This window comes from Tepidibacter thalassicus DSM 15285 (assembly GCF_900129915.1).
Classification (GTDB): Bacteria; Bacillota; Clostridia; order Peptostreptococcales; family Peptostreptococcaceae; genus Tepidibacter; species Tepidibacter thalassicus.
In genome coordinates this window covers 41,859-57,148 of record NZ_FQXH01000015.1, presented here as the reverse complement: position 1 = coordinate 57,148, position 15,290 = coordinate 41,859, and the positions used below count along the sequence as shown (strand labels likewise).

Here is a 15,290-nt window from a genome sequence, read left to right as displayed (position 1 = left end):
CTCTACCAATTGAGCTACGCCAGCATATTTAATTGGCGACCTGGAAGGGACTCGAACCCTCGACCTCCAGCGTGACAGGCTGGCATTCTAACCAACTGAACTACCAGGCCAAATATTGGTGGGCTCAACAGGGCTCGAACCTGTGACCCCCTGCTTGTAAGGCAGGTGCTCTCCCAGCTGAGCTATGAGCCCATTTTAATGTGGTGCGCCCAGAGGGACTCGAACCCCCAACCTTCTGATTCGTAGTCAGACACTCTATCCAGTTGAGCTATAGGCGCATATATCAAATTTTAATAATAAAAAAAATGGAGGCGGCACCCAGATTCGAACTGGGGATAAAGGAGTTGCAGTCCTCTGCCTTACCACTTGGCTATGCCGCCATTATATAATTTGGTGACCCATCCGCGACTCGAACGCGGGACACCCTGATTAAAAGTCAGGTGCTCTACCGACTGAGCTAATGGGTCTTATTTTTGCCGCTCACAGGTATATATATTACTATGTTTTTCTACACATGTCAACATCTTTTTTCAAATTTTTTATGTTTTTTTGTAAAACAAAAGTCCCGATAATATCGAGACTTTTGTTGTTAAAATATTTCTTTTCTCACTATAGTTTGAGTTCTCTTAGGTCCTACTGATATTATTTGTACATCTACTCCTACTAACTCCTCTATTCTTTTAACATACTTTTGAGCATTTTCAGGAAGATCTTCAAATTTAGTAGCATCACTTATATCTTCAGTCCATCCATCTAATTCTTCATAAATAGGCTCACACTTTTCTAAAACTTCTAAAGACGCTGGGAACTCTTTTATTACTTTATCTCCTAATTTATATCCTGTACATATTTTCACTTTCTCAAATCCTGTTAAAACATCTAAAAGCATTAATGAAATGCATGTAAGTCCATTTACTCTTGCTGCATATCTTACTATTACCGAATCAAACCATCCACATCTTCTAGGTCTTCCTGTTGTTGTTCCAAATTCATTGCCGTTTTTTCTTATTCTATCTCCTATTTCATCAAATAACTCTGTAACAAATGGTCCTTTTCCAACTCTAGTCGTATACGCCTTTACTATTCCTAAAACATCTTTTATCATATTAGGACCAATTCCTGAACCTACACAAAATCCTCCTGATGTTGGATGTGAAGATGTTACATAAGGATATGTACCTAAATCTAAATCGAGTAACGTCCCTTGTGCTCCTTCAAACAACACTTTTTTTCCTTCTTTTATAGCATTGTAAAGTATCACAGATGTATCATCTACATATTCCTTAATTTGTTTTGAATACTCTACATATTCTTCATATATTTCATCAAATTTAAAACCTTTTTCTCCATATATCTTTTCTATTATTTCATTCTTTTTATCTATTTGTTCTTTTAATTTTATTTTAAAAATTTCCTCATCAATTAAATCACAAATTCTAATCCCTGTTCTCTCCGTCTTGTCCATATAACAAGGACCTATACCTTTTTTAGTAGTTCCTATCTTATTTTTTCCTCTTGAAAGTTCAGCTAACTCATCTAATTTTTTATGATAAGGAAATATAACATGAGCTCTATCACTTATTTTTATATTTTTAGTAGATATATTATCTCTTTTTAGCATATTTATTTCTTCTAAAAATCCCTTAGGATCAAATACTACTCCATTACCTATTATATTTATAGTTTCTGGATTTAATATCCCTGAAGGAATTAAATGAAGTGCATACTTTTTATCTCCAACTACAAGAGTATGTCCTGCATTATTTCCTCCTTGTCCTCTTACAACAACATCTGCTTTTCTCGCTAAATAATCTATTACTTTACCCTTTCCTTCGTCTCCCCATTGAGAACCTATAATAGCTACTGTTGACATTTAAATTCACCTCTTTATTCACAAAGTAACGAACACTGCGATTATAATTCTATCAAATATTCGTTTTTAAATCAATAATCAAAAATTTTATATAGCTTCTTTAAATAGCTTATATATTTTTTCATCAAATCCACCACTATATACTATATCTTTTATTATACTTAAAGCTGTTAATTTATCCATACCTTTTCTATATGGTCTATCTTCTGTTAAAGCTTGATATATATCACAAATTCCCACAATTTGATCTTCTTTTGTAATTTCATCTCCTTTTAACTTTTCAGGATAACCTTGTCCATTTAGTTTCTCGTGATGATTCCCTGCCCACTGTGCAATATCATCTCTAAAGCTTTTCACTTGCGACAATATCAACTTAGTCCAATATGCATGTGTCTTGATAATATTAAATTCTTCAACAGTTAATTTTCCTGGTTTATCTAATATATAATTTGGAACAGCAAGTTTTCCTATATCATGCAAATATCCTGCTATTTCCATTTTCCTGCTCTTTTGCTCATCAAATCCAATATATTTTGCAACTTTATATACATTATTAGCTAAACCAGTTGAATGTAAATGTGTAAATTTACTTTTTCCATCTATAATAACTGAGAAAGCCTTCGCTATTTGTCCAAGCTCATCTATTGTTATTAATTTTACCTTTTCTGGCGTTATCAAATTCATTACTTCATAGTTTAAATTAATAGATAAATCAAGCCAAAACTTATCAGTTTCCATTAGCTCCAAAAGAGCTTCCACTATTTCTGGATTAAATTTTTTATTTTTATTTGACTTTATTAATTCTCTCATTCTTTCTTTTTCTTTATTAGAAATATCCCCTCTTTTATGAGCAATATCAAAATAATCTCCTATTGAAATTATTTGTGCTCCTATTGGAATATCATCTCTAGCTATAAAATTTGGACCTGAACCATCGTAATTTTCATGATGATATAATATATACTTTGATATATCCTCATCAAATGGCAAATTCTTTACTATTTTATAACCCATATCAGAATGCGCTTTCTTTAAATTTAAACTACTATGTATTTCCTCTAAACTACCTTGATATGGCATATTCGATATTCCTATATCATGTAAAAACGATGCATAATATACATTTTCTTTTATATCTTGATTGACATTTAATTTTTCAGCTATTCTATAAGATATATAAGCAGTTCTTCTTGAATGGTCTAAACTTTTGTTCTCTGTCAAATCTAAAGCTATAGAGAGTGATGATAAAAGTTCGTCTAATCTAACTTCTATTTTACTATTTACACATTTAATATTCATCCTCTTATTTCTCCCTTTTTATTATAACCCTACATTTATCAACATATATCTTGTGGATAATGTGGATATTTATTATAACAAATACAATGAAAGTCCAATACTATTTAAATAATATTGGACTTTGCAAAATTACATATTTCTAGCCAAATTGTGAAATTTTTGAAACTCCCCAAGCCAAGCAAGCTCCACAGTACCAGTTTCGCCATGGCGATGTTTTGCTATAATTATTTCCCCTATATTTTTCTTTTCTGAATCTGGATGATAATATTCATCCCTATACAAAAACATAACTATATCTGCATCTTGTTCAATTGCCCCAGATTCTCTAAGATCTGAAAGTATAGGTCTATGATCAGATCTAAGCTCAGGAGCACGAGAAAGTTGAGATAAAGCTATAACTGGACAATTTAACTCTTTTGCAAGAATTTTTAATGACCTAGATATTTTAGATATCTCTTGCTGTCTACTTTCACTTTTAGAATCACTTTCCATAAGTTGAAGGTAATCTATTAATACAAGGTCAAGTCCCTTTTCTATTTTAAGCCTTCTACATTTAGATCTCACTTCCATTATAGTTATACCAGGAGTATCATCTATATAAATTTTTGCCCTAGACAAAGCTCCCATAGCCTCTATAAGCTTTGGCCAATCATCTTCATCTAAATTCCCTGTTTTCAATTTATTAAGTTCTACATGAGACTGCGCTGAAAGCATACGCTGTATAAGCTGTTCTTTTGACATCTCAAGACTAAAAACAGCAGCTGATATATTATCCTTTAAAGCTGCATTTTGAACTAAATTCAAAGAAAAAGCAGTTTTCCCCATAGCTGGACGAGCTGCTATGAGTACCAAATCTGTTCTTTGAAGACCATTAGTTTTTCTATCTAAATCTATAAATCCAGTAGTAATCCCTGTGATACTTCCTTTATTCTTATAAAGTTCTTCTAAAGTATCATATGCACTCATCAAAACATCACTTATTGGTTTTAAATTATCTCCTGTTTTTTCTTGAGATATATCAAATATCTTTTTTTCTGCTGATTCTAAAATTCTATCAATGTCTTCTGACCCTGTATATCCTAAATCCAAAATTTCAGAAGAAGCTTTTATTAATTTTCTTAAAACAGACTTTTCCTTTACTATATCGGCATAATTTTTAACATTTGAAGTGCTCGGAACAGCAGTGGAAAGATTTGTTAAATAAGTTATTCCACCTACTAAATCTAAAGTATTTCTCCTTTTCAATTCTTCCGTCAATGTAACTATATCAATAGGCTCGCTTTCTCTATAAAGAGTAATTATAGCCTCATAAATTTCTTTATGAACATCTTTATAAAAATCTTCAGGTTTTATTACCTCAGAAACAACTACAATAGCATCCTTATCAAGTAATATAGCACCTAAAACAGACTGCTCTGCATCTATACTATGAGGAGGAATTCTTCCCATATATTCCATTTTGCCCCCTCCTAAAAACTATTTCTTTTCCTTTACATCCACTCTTATTTTAGTAACTACTTTAGGGTGAATTTTAATTTCAACATATCTAGCACCTAAACATCTTATAGGTTCATCTAATAAAACTTTTCTTTTATCTACATCTATCTTGTGTTTCTTCTTTAATTCCAAAGCTATATCTTTTGAAGTTACAGATCCAAACAATCTTCCTCCTTCTCCAGCTTTAGAATATAAAGTCAAAGTTATTTTTTCCATTTCTTTTCCAAGTTCTTTAGCCTTTTCAAATTCTCTTTCTTCTCTTAATCTTTGAGCTGTTTTTTGATCATTTAAAACTTTTAAATTTCCTTTAGTTGCTTCCTTAGCTAAATTCCTTGGAAATAAATAATTTCTTGCATATCCATCACTTACATTAATTACATCACCTTTTTTTCCAGTCCCTTTTATATCCTTTAATAAAATAACTTTCATATCTAATCCTCCTTTAAGTATTCATTTACTAATTCTTCTATTATTCTAATTGTTTCCTCAATAGAAACATCTTTAAGCTGTGCTCCTGCTACATCAATATGTCCTCCACCTCCAAGTTTCTCCATAAGCACTTGTACATTTATCTCTCCAAGAGATCTTGCACTTATATATACTACATCATCAATACCCTTTGCCAATACAAAAGATGCTATTATTCCTTTTATATTTAAAAGTTCATCAGCTCCTTGAGCTGCAACTAATTTTGAATTTTCAGCATCAACAGGACAAACTGATATAGCAATTTTACTTTGTATTATTTTAGCATTTTTTATTATTTCAGCCTTTGCAATAAAATTATCTAAATCATCTTGAAATAACTTCTTTACAGATGTTGTATCAGCTCCTAATTTTCTTAAAATAGAAGCTGCTTCAAATGTTCTAACTCCTGTTTTAAATGTGAAATTTTTAGTATCTAGAGTAATCCCTGCAAGTAAAGCTTCTGCAGCTAACTTATCTATATTTGTTTTTTCATCTATATATTGAATTAATTCTGTTACCATTTCACAAGTAGAAGAAGCATATGTTTCATGATAAATCAAAACTGCATTATCTATAAATTCTACACCTCTTCTGTGATGATCAATTACTACTATCCTTTCAGATATTTTAAGCAATTCTTCACATTCAGTAAAATTTGGTCTATGAGTATCTACAACTATAACCAAACTATCCTTAGTACAATATCTTATAGCTTCGTCTTTACCAATAAATGCATCTTTATATTTTTCATCACTTTTTACTCTTTCCATAAATAAATCTATTGAAGAATTTAAAGATTGAATAACAATATTAGACTTTTTATTCAGCGATATACAAATATTGTAAATCCCAATAGCAGCTCCTATTGAATCTAAATCTGGATATTTATGTCCCATGATATATATATCTTTGGAGTCAAGTATTAAATCCTTTAATGCATGTCCTATAAGCCTTGACTTAACTTTTGTCTTTTTCTCTACAGCCTTAGATTTCCCTCCATAAAATATAGATTTATCTTTTCTCTTTATAACAGCTTGATCTCCACCTCTACCTAATGCAAGATCAAGCGCACTAATAGCATACTTTAAATTTTCTTGAAGAGTTTCCCCCATAAATCCTATTCCTATACTTAATGAAAAAGGCAACTTATTTCCATAATCAATTTCCCTTATTTCATCAAGTATAGTAAATTTATCTGCTTCCAAATTTTCTAATTCTTTAGCTGTAATTATCAAAGTATATTTATCCTTACTATTTTTTCTAAAAGCTCCTTTTAAACTTAATGCCCAAGAATTCAATTTTCTCTCAAGTTCTGCAATAATCAAAGGTCTCACATCTTGCTTTGCACTCTCTAAAACTTCATCGTAACTATCAATTTGAATAAGAGCTATTACTGTTTTTTCTTCTTCATATTTATTTAATAATTTAACATATTCTGTTTTATCTATCCAGTATACCATTATCAAATATTTTACATCATTTTCTCTTCTACTTTTTACTATATTATATATAACATTATATTTTTTATTATTATAATCGACTTCAGTATACAGTTCTTTACTTTCATTCAACACTTTTCTCAAACTCAAATTTGGAATAAAATCTTGTATCCCTTTCCCTAAAATGTTTCTTTCATTTATCATATTTGAAAATTTATTATTATACCAATTTATTCTTCCATCAAATTCCAAAACACAAAGTGGTATAGGTAAATTTAAAATAGCTTTTTTAGTAGTATCATCTATATCTATGGATAAATTTTCAATATATTTAGTCCATTCATCACGTCTTATATATCTGATTTTCAAATTATGATAAACTAAATATAAAAACACAATAAAAAAAGCAATTCCCAAATAAAAATTATAAAAAAACACCGTTAAACTCAATATAAATATTATAATAAAATACATATTAGTTTCAGGTAAACAAATCTTTAAATTTAGCTTATCTTTCATAAGCCCCTCCTAAATTACCTTCTTATCCTTCTAAAATCTACTACGGAATCTATCATCCCAATTATTGACATCATAAACAGCAAAGGTCCTATTAATATAGATACTACTAAAAGTATATTCTTAATTCCCTGTCTTACTTTTATTTTATCTAAAAAATAACTATATACACAAATTCCCTGAATTAAAAATATAATTAAAAACACTATTTCTGTATTTATAATTATTGTGTTATAATAAATTCCATTAATATCCTTTAGAATCATTGACAATAAATATATCAAAATTACTCCTATAAATATATTTCCTGGAAGTGCAAAATCTTTAATACTAGGCAATTTTTCATTATACCCTTTAGTTCTCCTCAATATAAATAACGACACAAAATAATTTGTAAAAGAAATTATTATAGACGGAATAATTATCACTATACTAGGTATAATTGTCAATATATATTCCATTATAAATGCTATTTTTGAGTTTTTTTCCATCGAATTTAATTGAGTTAAAAACTCTTGTTGCATATTTAAAGCTTGCTCAAACATTTTTATAGTTTGCTCTATTATATCAAAATTAAAAAATACTACAACTAACTTAATGTATATTACTATAGTTATAATAGATGCAAATGCTCCCCAAGATACAGCATTTACAGGCGACTTATTTTTATAAATATTGTATCCAATAAATACAGCTGGAACAAAAAATAATAAAAACACAGTTAAAGCATAAATTGGATTTGTTACAAACAGCAAAATAACCGAAGATACTACAATAGAAATAATTGAATGTTTTATTCCACACCTAGCTGTAATTATTATATAAGGAATTGAAATAAACAAAGCAAATAAACTTAAAAAAGGAATATTATTAACTAATATTGAAAATATAACACCTATGACTGATACAATACCTGCTTCTGTTAATCTTTGTCTATTGCTCATATTTATCAAAAAAATCACTCCCTAAATTTTATATGATCCTTTAATTTTGTCAAATCGTTATACCATTTTTCAACCTTATGTTCTTCATTTATGGCTATTATTATTTTTTCCCTCATTTTTTTATCTATATCAGAAAAATTAAATCCCAATCTTCTTCCCAATAAATAGGTTACCATTATTATATTTGCAAGAATATCCTGAATTACTTCATCAGTATAACTTGCCCCTTTTAACATTAAATCATATAGAGCAGCTATACTATTTAGCATTTCCGTTTTAAGCCATTCTATTATCTTTATATTTCTAGTAACCTCAAGTCCTCTATCTATTTTCAAAACATATCCCCCCTTAATATACAATTATACCATATAAAAACGTCCACTATATATAAAAAACGAGCCAAAAGGCTCGTTTTTATTAGTCTATTGTATATGGTAAAAGTGCTATATTTCTAGCTCTTTTTATAGCTGTAGTTAATTCTCTTTGATGTTTAGCACATGTTCCAGAAATTCTTCTAGGTAATATTTTACCTCTTTCTGTGATGTACTTAGATAACTTACTTACATTTTTATAATCTATTTTAGCGTTTTTGTCAGCACAAAAAGCACATACTCTTCTCTTACGACGTCTTCTTTTATTCACCACAAAACTTCCCTCCTTCTTCTTAGAATGGAATATCATCATCATCTAGTGCTTGAAAACCTTCTGGATCAAGCCCTACTGGCTCAAAATTTCTTTCAAGATTATCCGAAACTGAATTTTGAGATTCTAATCTATTTTTTGATTCTAAAAATTCTACTCTATCTGCAATAATCTCTGTTATATATCTTTTTTCTCCAGTTTGGGTTTCATAAGTTCTATTTTGAATTGAACCTTTAACAGACACTAATCTTCCTTTAGAAAGATAGTTAGCACAATTTTCTCCTGCTTTTCCCCAAACTACTATATTAAAAAAATCAGCTTCTCTTTTTCCTTCTTTGTTAGTAAAAGGTCTATTTACTGCTAACGAAAAGGTGGCTACTGGTTTTCCTGTTCCTGGAATGTACCTAAGTTCTGGGTCACGAGTTAACCTGCCCACCAAAACAACACTATTCATAAAAACACCACCTAATAAATACTATTACTCTTCAATATTAACAATCATATGTCTTATTACATTTTCATTGATTCTTAAATTTCTATCGATTTCTTTTGGTAACTCTGTATTAGCTGTAAAGTTCACTAATACATAGTATCCTTCAGTAAACTTTTGTATTGGATAAGCTAATTTTTTGTTACCCCATACATCAACATTTTCAACTTGTCCATTTACTGATTCAACCATTTCTTTAACTTTGTTTTGTACTTTTTCTTTTACTTCTTCTTCTACATTTGGTTTTAATACATAAATTAATTCATATTTTTTCATTATAAATTCACCTCCCTTTGGACTTAAACGGCCCTAACTTAATAGGGCAGAGAAATGAGACTAAGCTCATACCTTAAGATTTTATCACTTTTTTTAAAAAAAGTCAAACAAAATAAAATTCATAATTTAATCAAAATTAATGTATATAATATTTAAAATATGGCAATCATATAAGTAGATAGCCCCCACAACTTAATATTTTTCATCCCAATCTCCCCCTTACAATAAAAGGAGTGGTTCTATCCACTCCTAATTTTTTATATAAATTATTTATTAAGTACTTCTTTTAAAACTTTAGCAAGTCTTTTTACTCCTTCAACTATTCTTTCTTCTGTCATATTAGAATAATTTAATCTAAATGTATTCTCTTTACCTCCATTAGGGAAGAAAGATCCACCCGGAACAAAAGCAACATTATTTTCTAAGCACTTAGCCATAACATCTTTAGCATTTATATTTTCTGGAAGTTCTACCCAAGTAAATAATCCTCCTTCCGGATAAGTGTATTTTAATCCTTCTGGAAACTCATCTTTCATTGTTTGAAGCATTAAATCTCTACGTTTTTTATAAACAGCTTTAATTTTTTCTACATGTTTATCCAAATCATAAATTTCCATAAATTTAGCAACTTCTCTTTGTCCTATTGTAGATGTCTGTAAATCCGCACTTTGTTTTATCATTATGTATTTTTCTAGTATTTTTTTACTAGCTGCTACCCAACCGATTCTAAATCCTGGACAAAATATTTTGGAAAAACTTCCTAAAAATATAACTAATCCTTTCTCATCCATGGCTTTTAAAGAAGGTAGTATTTCTCCTTCAAATCTCAATTCTCCATAAGGATTATCCTCTATTACAGGCACTTCATATTTATTTATTATTTCCATGAATTTCTTGCGTCTTTCCATAGGCCAAGTTCTTCCTGTCGGATTTTGAAAATCTGGAATTACATAGATCATTTTAACATTTTCTGTAGTATCAAGTATTTTTTCAAGTTCTTCCATAATCATTCCATTTTCATCAGTCGGTACCTCTATAAACTTAGGTCCGTATGCTTTAAAAGCATTTAATGCACCTAAATAAGACGGACTTTCACATAATACTACATCGCCTTCATTTAAAAATATTTTTCCCGAAAAATCTAGTCCTTGTTGAGAACCACTTGTTATCAATATATCTTCATACGATACATCTGTTTTAAATTTAGTATTCATTCTATTTGCAATTGCTTTTCTTAAAGGAATAAAGCCTTCTGTTGCAGCATATTGTAAAGCTTGTTTTCCACCTTCTTCGAGAACTTTAATTGCAACTTCTTTCATTTCTTCTACAGGAAATAATTCTGGAGCTGGAAGTCCTCCTGCAAATGAAATTACTTCTGGCTTTTCTGTTAACTTTAACAGCTCACGAATTTCAGAAGCTTTAAGATTTTCCATGCGATCAGCAAATTTTACAGCCATAAAAACACCTCCAAAAATTATAAACATCAGGAAAACATTTTCCGAAGTCTATTTGAATATATTATATCACTTTTGATATAACTTGCCTACTTTTTAAAGAATATACAGAATATTCATTTTTCTATTTTTTGTAAATTTTTTAACTATCTTTTTCTTGTAAATCTTCCTTTTTTATTACTTTTTTTATTCTTTTTTCTAAATTTACTCTGTCAATCCATACTTGCTTGTTACATTTTTGGCATTTTATTCTAAAATCCATGCCACATCTCATTATTTCAAATACATTTCCTCCACAAGGATGACTTTTTCTCAATTCTACTATATCTCCTACATTTAACTTCATCGGCATTTTTATTTCCTCCTAACTCAACTTCAATATTTCTTTTTTTCCATTATTCAACTTAGTTACTTTAAATATTCCATAATATTCTATATCGAATTTTTTAATATTAAATTTTATATCTTCAAATGCCTTTTCTTCAAATTTTATTGAAAGTCCACAACTTGAACTTATTTCTCTAGGAGTTGGTATTGTTGTAATTACAAAATTCAGTTCTTTTAATATTTTTTCAAATCTTATAGCATGATGAGTTGAATTAAAAGTTATAACATATATACTACTACTCATATTATTTCTCCTTTAAAATTAAATATTTTAGAAAAATAGACTACAATCTAATTGTAGTCTATATTGATAATGTATTTGAAGCTCCTTTTAATTTTTCCACTATATCGTACATATTTGAAATTTTCCCAACCCTTAACTTATCTTTTAAGTTAAAGTAATCAAGGCATGTCCCACAAGATAATATTTCTACTCCTTCTTTTTCTAGCTTTTTCAAGTTTTCTATCGTTTCTTCATTTTCAGTAGTTAATTTTACTGCACTATTCACAAAAATAACAGCTTTTGGATAAGGCGTTATTTCTGTAAGAGTATATATAAATCCTTTTATAAGTATTTTTCCCAATTCATCAGACCCTCTACCCATACAATCAGAAGATATGTATATAACTTTATCTTCTTTATTTTCTGTTTTTATCATGCACTCTTTACATTCTATACTTTCCTCTTGTATATCTATGGATTCTTTTCCTTTATCAATTTCTATATAAAAAATATCATCTTTTTTATAAAATTTTGCACTACAATTCATTGAGTTAGCTAGCTTTAATACATTTTCTTTTGCTATTTCATTGTCAACCAAAGTAATAACTGTACCTTCTTTTATTTTATCCAATTCCTTTTTTGTTTTTATTACTGGTTGTGGACAAGCAAGCCCTCTTGCATCTACTTCTATTTTCATCTATTATCCCCCTTCACTTATTTAATAATTATTATAACATAATACTTACACTATATTTATTAAATATTTCTATAAAATTATTAAAATATTTAAATATAAAGTTGTACATATATAAATATTTTATCAATAAAGAATTATTTAAATCTATTATCAATTTTTCTTTTTCAAATAACACTAAAAACGGATGAAGCAATGTTAATATTAACAATAAAAATATTACTCCTTTAATACTTCCAAATACAAACCCCATTGATTTATTTAGTATTTTTAAAGGTGTAAATTTAAATACAGAATCTACAATATTTATTAACATCCCAAGTATAACATTTGATATAATAAATATTCCTAATATAACTGTAATTTCTATAAATACTTTAGTAATAACCTCTATTAATATATTTGTATTTACTATTTTTACAAAAATATTTTCTACAAAACTTTTAAAAAAATTATACATTTTTTGATCCTGTAATATATAATCCATTACAGGTTTATAATATATTTTACAAACTAACAGAGATATTATATATTTAAAAAAATTAAATAAAGACCTAATAAACCCTATATGAAATCCTTTTAATCCAAATAAAAAAATCATTATCACTATACCTATATCTATATAATTAAAATTCATAAAAACCTCCTAATTAATATTTAAAAATTCTATTGATCCCCTAAATACAACAATTAAATTTTTATCATCTAAACTCAAAACATCAACTATATCTTTTGAAAAGTCATATATCTTCTTATACTTTGTAAAATATATACTCCTATCTGAATAAATTATCTTTTCTTTTCCAATTTGTTTAATTCCCTGTACATTTTTTACAGGACACTTAATTATCTTTTTATTTCCTGTTTGATCAATATATATTAAATTTCCTGAATCATCTATAATTGTTATATAATCATTTATTAAATTAACGTATTTTACATTTTCATCTAAATTAATTTTATTTAATACATTAAATTCTCTATCTCGTATTTCCACTTCTGTAGGATCTATTAAATCTATATTGTCATCCACAAATATAGTTTTTACAAATACTTTATTTTCTATTTTATCAGAATACATTAATTCCCCTTTTTTATTATAATAAAATATATTATTGTATAAACTATCGTTCTCTACAGTATTTCCACTTATTAAAAAAGCTCCTGTATTTAAATCTGTTTCTACAAGATTTATAGTTATTTTTGGAATAGATATATCTTTTATTTCATTTCCATTTATATCATATATTTTTACCCCTTCTACTTCTACATTTGTAGAGTAATGTATTAAAAAACTATTATTTTTTAATGCTTTTATTATAATAGGTTTTTCTTTAATTCTTATTTTTTTAATTAAAGTTCCTTTTTTATCTACTATATACGCCTCTTTATTCATTCTATCTAATAAATATATATTAGAATTATCTGTATCAATGCTATAATTATCCATTCTTACGTTTAAACTAAATATTCTTTCAGCATTACTATTTATGTAATTTAAAGATTTTCCATCATATACCAAAAAACCTTGCCTGTATTTTAAAAAACTAATATTACTTTTATATCCCAAAGATATTTCTTTTATTTTATTTATTTTAACTTCAGAATTATTTACTTTATTTTTTATTAAACTTATAGTCTTAGAATTTAATAAAACTATTATCAAAATAGTTGCTAATATTACAATTTTACTTTTTTTCATATTTACTCCTTCTTTCATTTTTACTTCTAATTTTTATCATACAAAAAATAGACTCTATTATAAAGAGTCTATTAACCTATTCTTCTATTATATCCAATTCTTTATATATTTCTATTCCCTTTGTATAATATTCTAATTCTTTTTCTTTTGATAACTTAGAGTAAGTTTGAGCAAGTTGTATATATAAATCTGCTAATTCTTTTTTATCTCCTATTTCCTCTATTATATATAAACATTTTTTTAAATGTTCAATTGCTGTATTTAAATCTCCTTCTTTTTGATACACTTTTGCATAATACTTTAACGATTTATACTCCAATCTCTTATCTCTTATTCTTATAGAAATAGCCAACGCCTTTTTACCGTATTTCTTAGCATTTTCAAAATCGCATGTATCTATTAAAATATTTATATATTCAAACAATACATTAATTAATTCTCTATCTTCATATTCTCTTTTTGTTATATAAGCTTTTTTAACACACTCTAAAGCATCTTCATATTTTTTTAACTTACTATATATTTTAGACATAATAATTTGAGTTTTTGCAAATTCATTTTTTTTATTTTCTTCTTCATATATTTTCAAAGCTTTATTTAGATATTCTTTAGCTTCATCCCATTTTCCCATATCTAAAAGATTGCTTCCTATCAAAAACAAACTATCAGCTTTTTTCTTTATATTCTTCTCACTATCTTCTATTTCATGTATTTTTTTTGCATATCTCAAAGACTTTATATTATCTTCTAATTTAATATAACAATAAGACATATACGTATACAGCTCTTTTTTTATTTCATTATTTTTTATTTCATGTTCTAAAAAAAGGTTTTCTCCTTGAATAAATTTATCCAAAGCTACTTTATAAAAACCTTCTTCTAAATAAATTTTACCTATTTCTAAATAACATTGAATTATTTTTTCAAAATTTGACACCTTAATATTAAAAATCAAACTTCTTTCAAAATTATCTACAGCTAATTCATAATTTTTTTCATTTAAACAAATCAATCCTGACAAAAATTTAGCTTCTCCATAATTTTCATAAAGTTGATATTCTTTACAAATTTCTATAACTTTATTTATTTCCTCTTTAGCTTTTTCAAATTCTCCTGACTTTATATAAATTTTACATTTTGTCAACAAATTATTAGTTATTTTTTTTGCCTGAACATCTTTACTTTCCAATAAATAATCAATACTTACATCTAATTTTTTCGCAAAATACTCCAAAAGATCTTGACTAGGATATGACTTATCTCTTTCTATATGACTTATTTGAGCTGCTGTTATTCTATTACCTGCTAATTCTTTAAGTGTTAAATTTTTTTCTTTTCTAAGTTTTTTTATCTTTTCCCCTAGGCTAAGTATTTCCATATCTAGTC

Annotated in this window: 17 protein-coding genes and 5 tRNA genes; all 22 read right to left on the bottom strand. The window is 27.5% G+C overall.

The features are described from left to right. Positions 1–33: 33 nt before the first annotated feature. Positions 34–110 (bottom strand) — tRNA-Asp (locus tag BUA19_RS07635). Positions 111–116: 6 nt separating this feature from the next. Beyond that, a tRNA-Val gene (locus BUA19_RS07630) sits at positions 117–192 on the bottom strand. A gap of 9 nt (positions 193–201) precedes the next feature. Further along, positions 202–278: transfer RNA gene (locus BUA19_RS07625), tRNA-Arg, on the bottom strand. A 28-nt stretch (positions 279–306) separates the two neighbouring features. Then, a tRNA-Cys gene (locus tag BUA19_RS07620) sits at positions 307–380 on the bottom strand. A gap of 11 nt (positions 381–391) precedes the next feature. Next, positions 392–467, bottom strand: a tRNA-Lys gene (locus tag BUA19_RS07615). Positions 468–589: 122 nt separating this feature from the next. After that, complete coding sequence (locus BUA19_RS07610; RefSeq protein WP_072725293.1) at positions 590–1,873, bottom strand: adenylosuccinate synthase; 1,284 nt, start codon at positions 1,871–1,873, stop codon at positions 590–592. Between the two features lie 87 nt (positions 1,874–1,960). Continuing rightward, positions 1,961–3,172, bottom strand: coding sequence for an HD-GYP domain-containing protein (locus tag BUA19_RS07605; protein ID WP_084601990.1), 1,212 nt, complete (start codon positions 3,170–3,172; stop codon positions 1,961–1,963). A gap of 129 nt (positions 3,173–3,301) precedes the next feature. Continuing rightward, the gene (gene dnaB, locus BUA19_RS07600) at positions 3,302–4,630 is read right to left on the bottom strand and encodes a replicative DNA helicase (protein ID WP_072725292.1); all 1,329 of its coding nucleotides are present in this window, start codon (positions 4,628–4,630) and stop codon (positions 3,302–3,304) included. 18 nt (positions 4,631–4,648) lie between these two features. Next, positions 4,649–5,098, bottom strand: coding sequence for a 50S ribosomal protein L9 (rplI, locus tag BUA19_RS07595; RefSeq protein ID WP_072725290.1), 450 nt, complete (start codon positions 5,096–5,098; stop codon positions 4,649–4,651). 2 nt (positions 5,099–5,100) lie between these two features. After that, complete coding sequence (locus tag BUA19_RS07590) at positions 5,101–7,095, bottom strand: DHH family phosphoesterase (RefSeq protein WP_072725288.1); 1,995 nt, start codon at positions 7,093–7,095, stop codon at positions 5,101–5,103. 14 nt (positions 7,096–7,109) lie between these two features. Further along, positions 7,110–8,036, bottom strand: a complete 927-nt coding sequence (locus BUA19_RS07585) for a DUF2232 domain-containing protein (protein WP_242939263.1) — start codon at positions 8,034–8,036, stop codon at positions 7,110–7,112. 14 nt (positions 8,037–8,050) lie between these two features. Continuing rightward, entirely contained in the window at positions 8,051–8,371 is a 321-nt protein-coding gene (locus tag BUA19_RS07580) for a MazG-like family protein (RefSeq protein WP_072725284.1), read from the bottom strand. A gap of 82 nt (positions 8,372–8,453) precedes the next feature. Continuing rightward, positions 8,454–8,681 carry a 30S ribosomal protein S18 gene (gene rpsR / locus BUA19_RS07575; RefSeq protein WP_072725282.1) on the bottom strand — a complete coding sequence of 76 codons (228 nt, stop codon included), beginning with the start codon at positions 8,679–8,681 and terminating at the stop codon, positions 8,454–8,456. 19 nt (positions 8,682–8,700) lie between these two features. Further along, positions 8,701–9,132: a single-stranded DNA-binding protein gene (locus BUA19_RS07570; RefSeq protein ID WP_072725280.1), complete on the bottom strand. Its 432-nt coding sequence runs from the start codon at positions 9,130–9,132 to the stop codon at positions 8,701–8,703. A 24-nt stretch (positions 9,133–9,156) separates the two neighbouring features. After that, the gene (gene rpsF / locus BUA19_RS07565) at positions 9,157–9,444 is read right to left on the bottom strand and encodes a 30S ribosomal protein S6 (protein ID WP_072725278.1); all 288 of its coding nucleotides are present in this window, start codon (positions 9,442–9,444) and stop codon (positions 9,157–9,159) included. A gap of 266 nt (positions 9,445–9,710) precedes the next feature. Continuing rightward, a complete protein-coding gene (locus tag BUA19_RS07560; RefSeq protein ID WP_072725276.1) occupies positions 9,711–10,901 on the bottom strand; it encodes an aminotransferase-like domain-containing protein in 1,191 nt (396 codons plus the stop codon). A 139-nt stretch (positions 10,902–11,040) separates the two neighbouring features. Further along, positions 11,041–11,250, bottom strand: coding sequence for a DUF951 domain-containing protein (locus BUA19_RS07555; RefSeq protein WP_178137468.1), 210 nt, complete (start codon positions 11,248–11,250; stop codon positions 11,041–11,043). Positions 11,251–11,262: 12 nt separating this feature from the next. Further along, complete coding sequence (locus tag BUA19_RS07550; protein WP_072725274.1) at positions 11,263–11,529, bottom strand: DUF3343 domain-containing protein; 267 nt, start codon at positions 11,527–11,529, stop codon at positions 11,263–11,265. Between the two features lie 58 nt (positions 11,530–11,587). Further along, positions 11,588–12,205, bottom strand: coding sequence for a sulfurtransferase-like selenium metabolism protein YedF (gene yedF / locus BUA19_RS07545; protein ID WP_072725272.1), 618 nt, complete (start codon positions 12,203–12,205; stop codon positions 11,588–11,590). Between the two features lie 31 nt (positions 12,206–12,236). Then, positions 12,237–12,839 carry a CvpA family protein gene (locus BUA19_RS07540; protein WP_072725270.1) on the bottom strand — a complete coding sequence of 201 codons (603 nt, stop codon included), beginning with the start codon at positions 12,837–12,839 and terminating at the stop codon, positions 12,237–12,239. Between the two features lie 9 nt (positions 12,840–12,848). Next, a complete protein-coding gene (locus tag BUA19_RS07535; RefSeq protein WP_143145396.1) occupies positions 12,849–13,904 on the bottom strand; it encodes a DUF5711 family protein in 1,056 nt (351 codons plus the stop codon). Between the two features lie 76 nt (positions 13,905–13,980). Further along, positions 13,981–15,282, bottom strand: coding sequence for a helix-turn-helix domain-containing protein (locus BUA19_RS07530; RefSeq protein ID WP_072725266.1), 1,302 nt, complete (start codon positions 15,280–15,282; stop codon positions 13,981–13,983). Between the last annotated feature and the right edge of the window lie 8 nt (positions 15,283–15,290).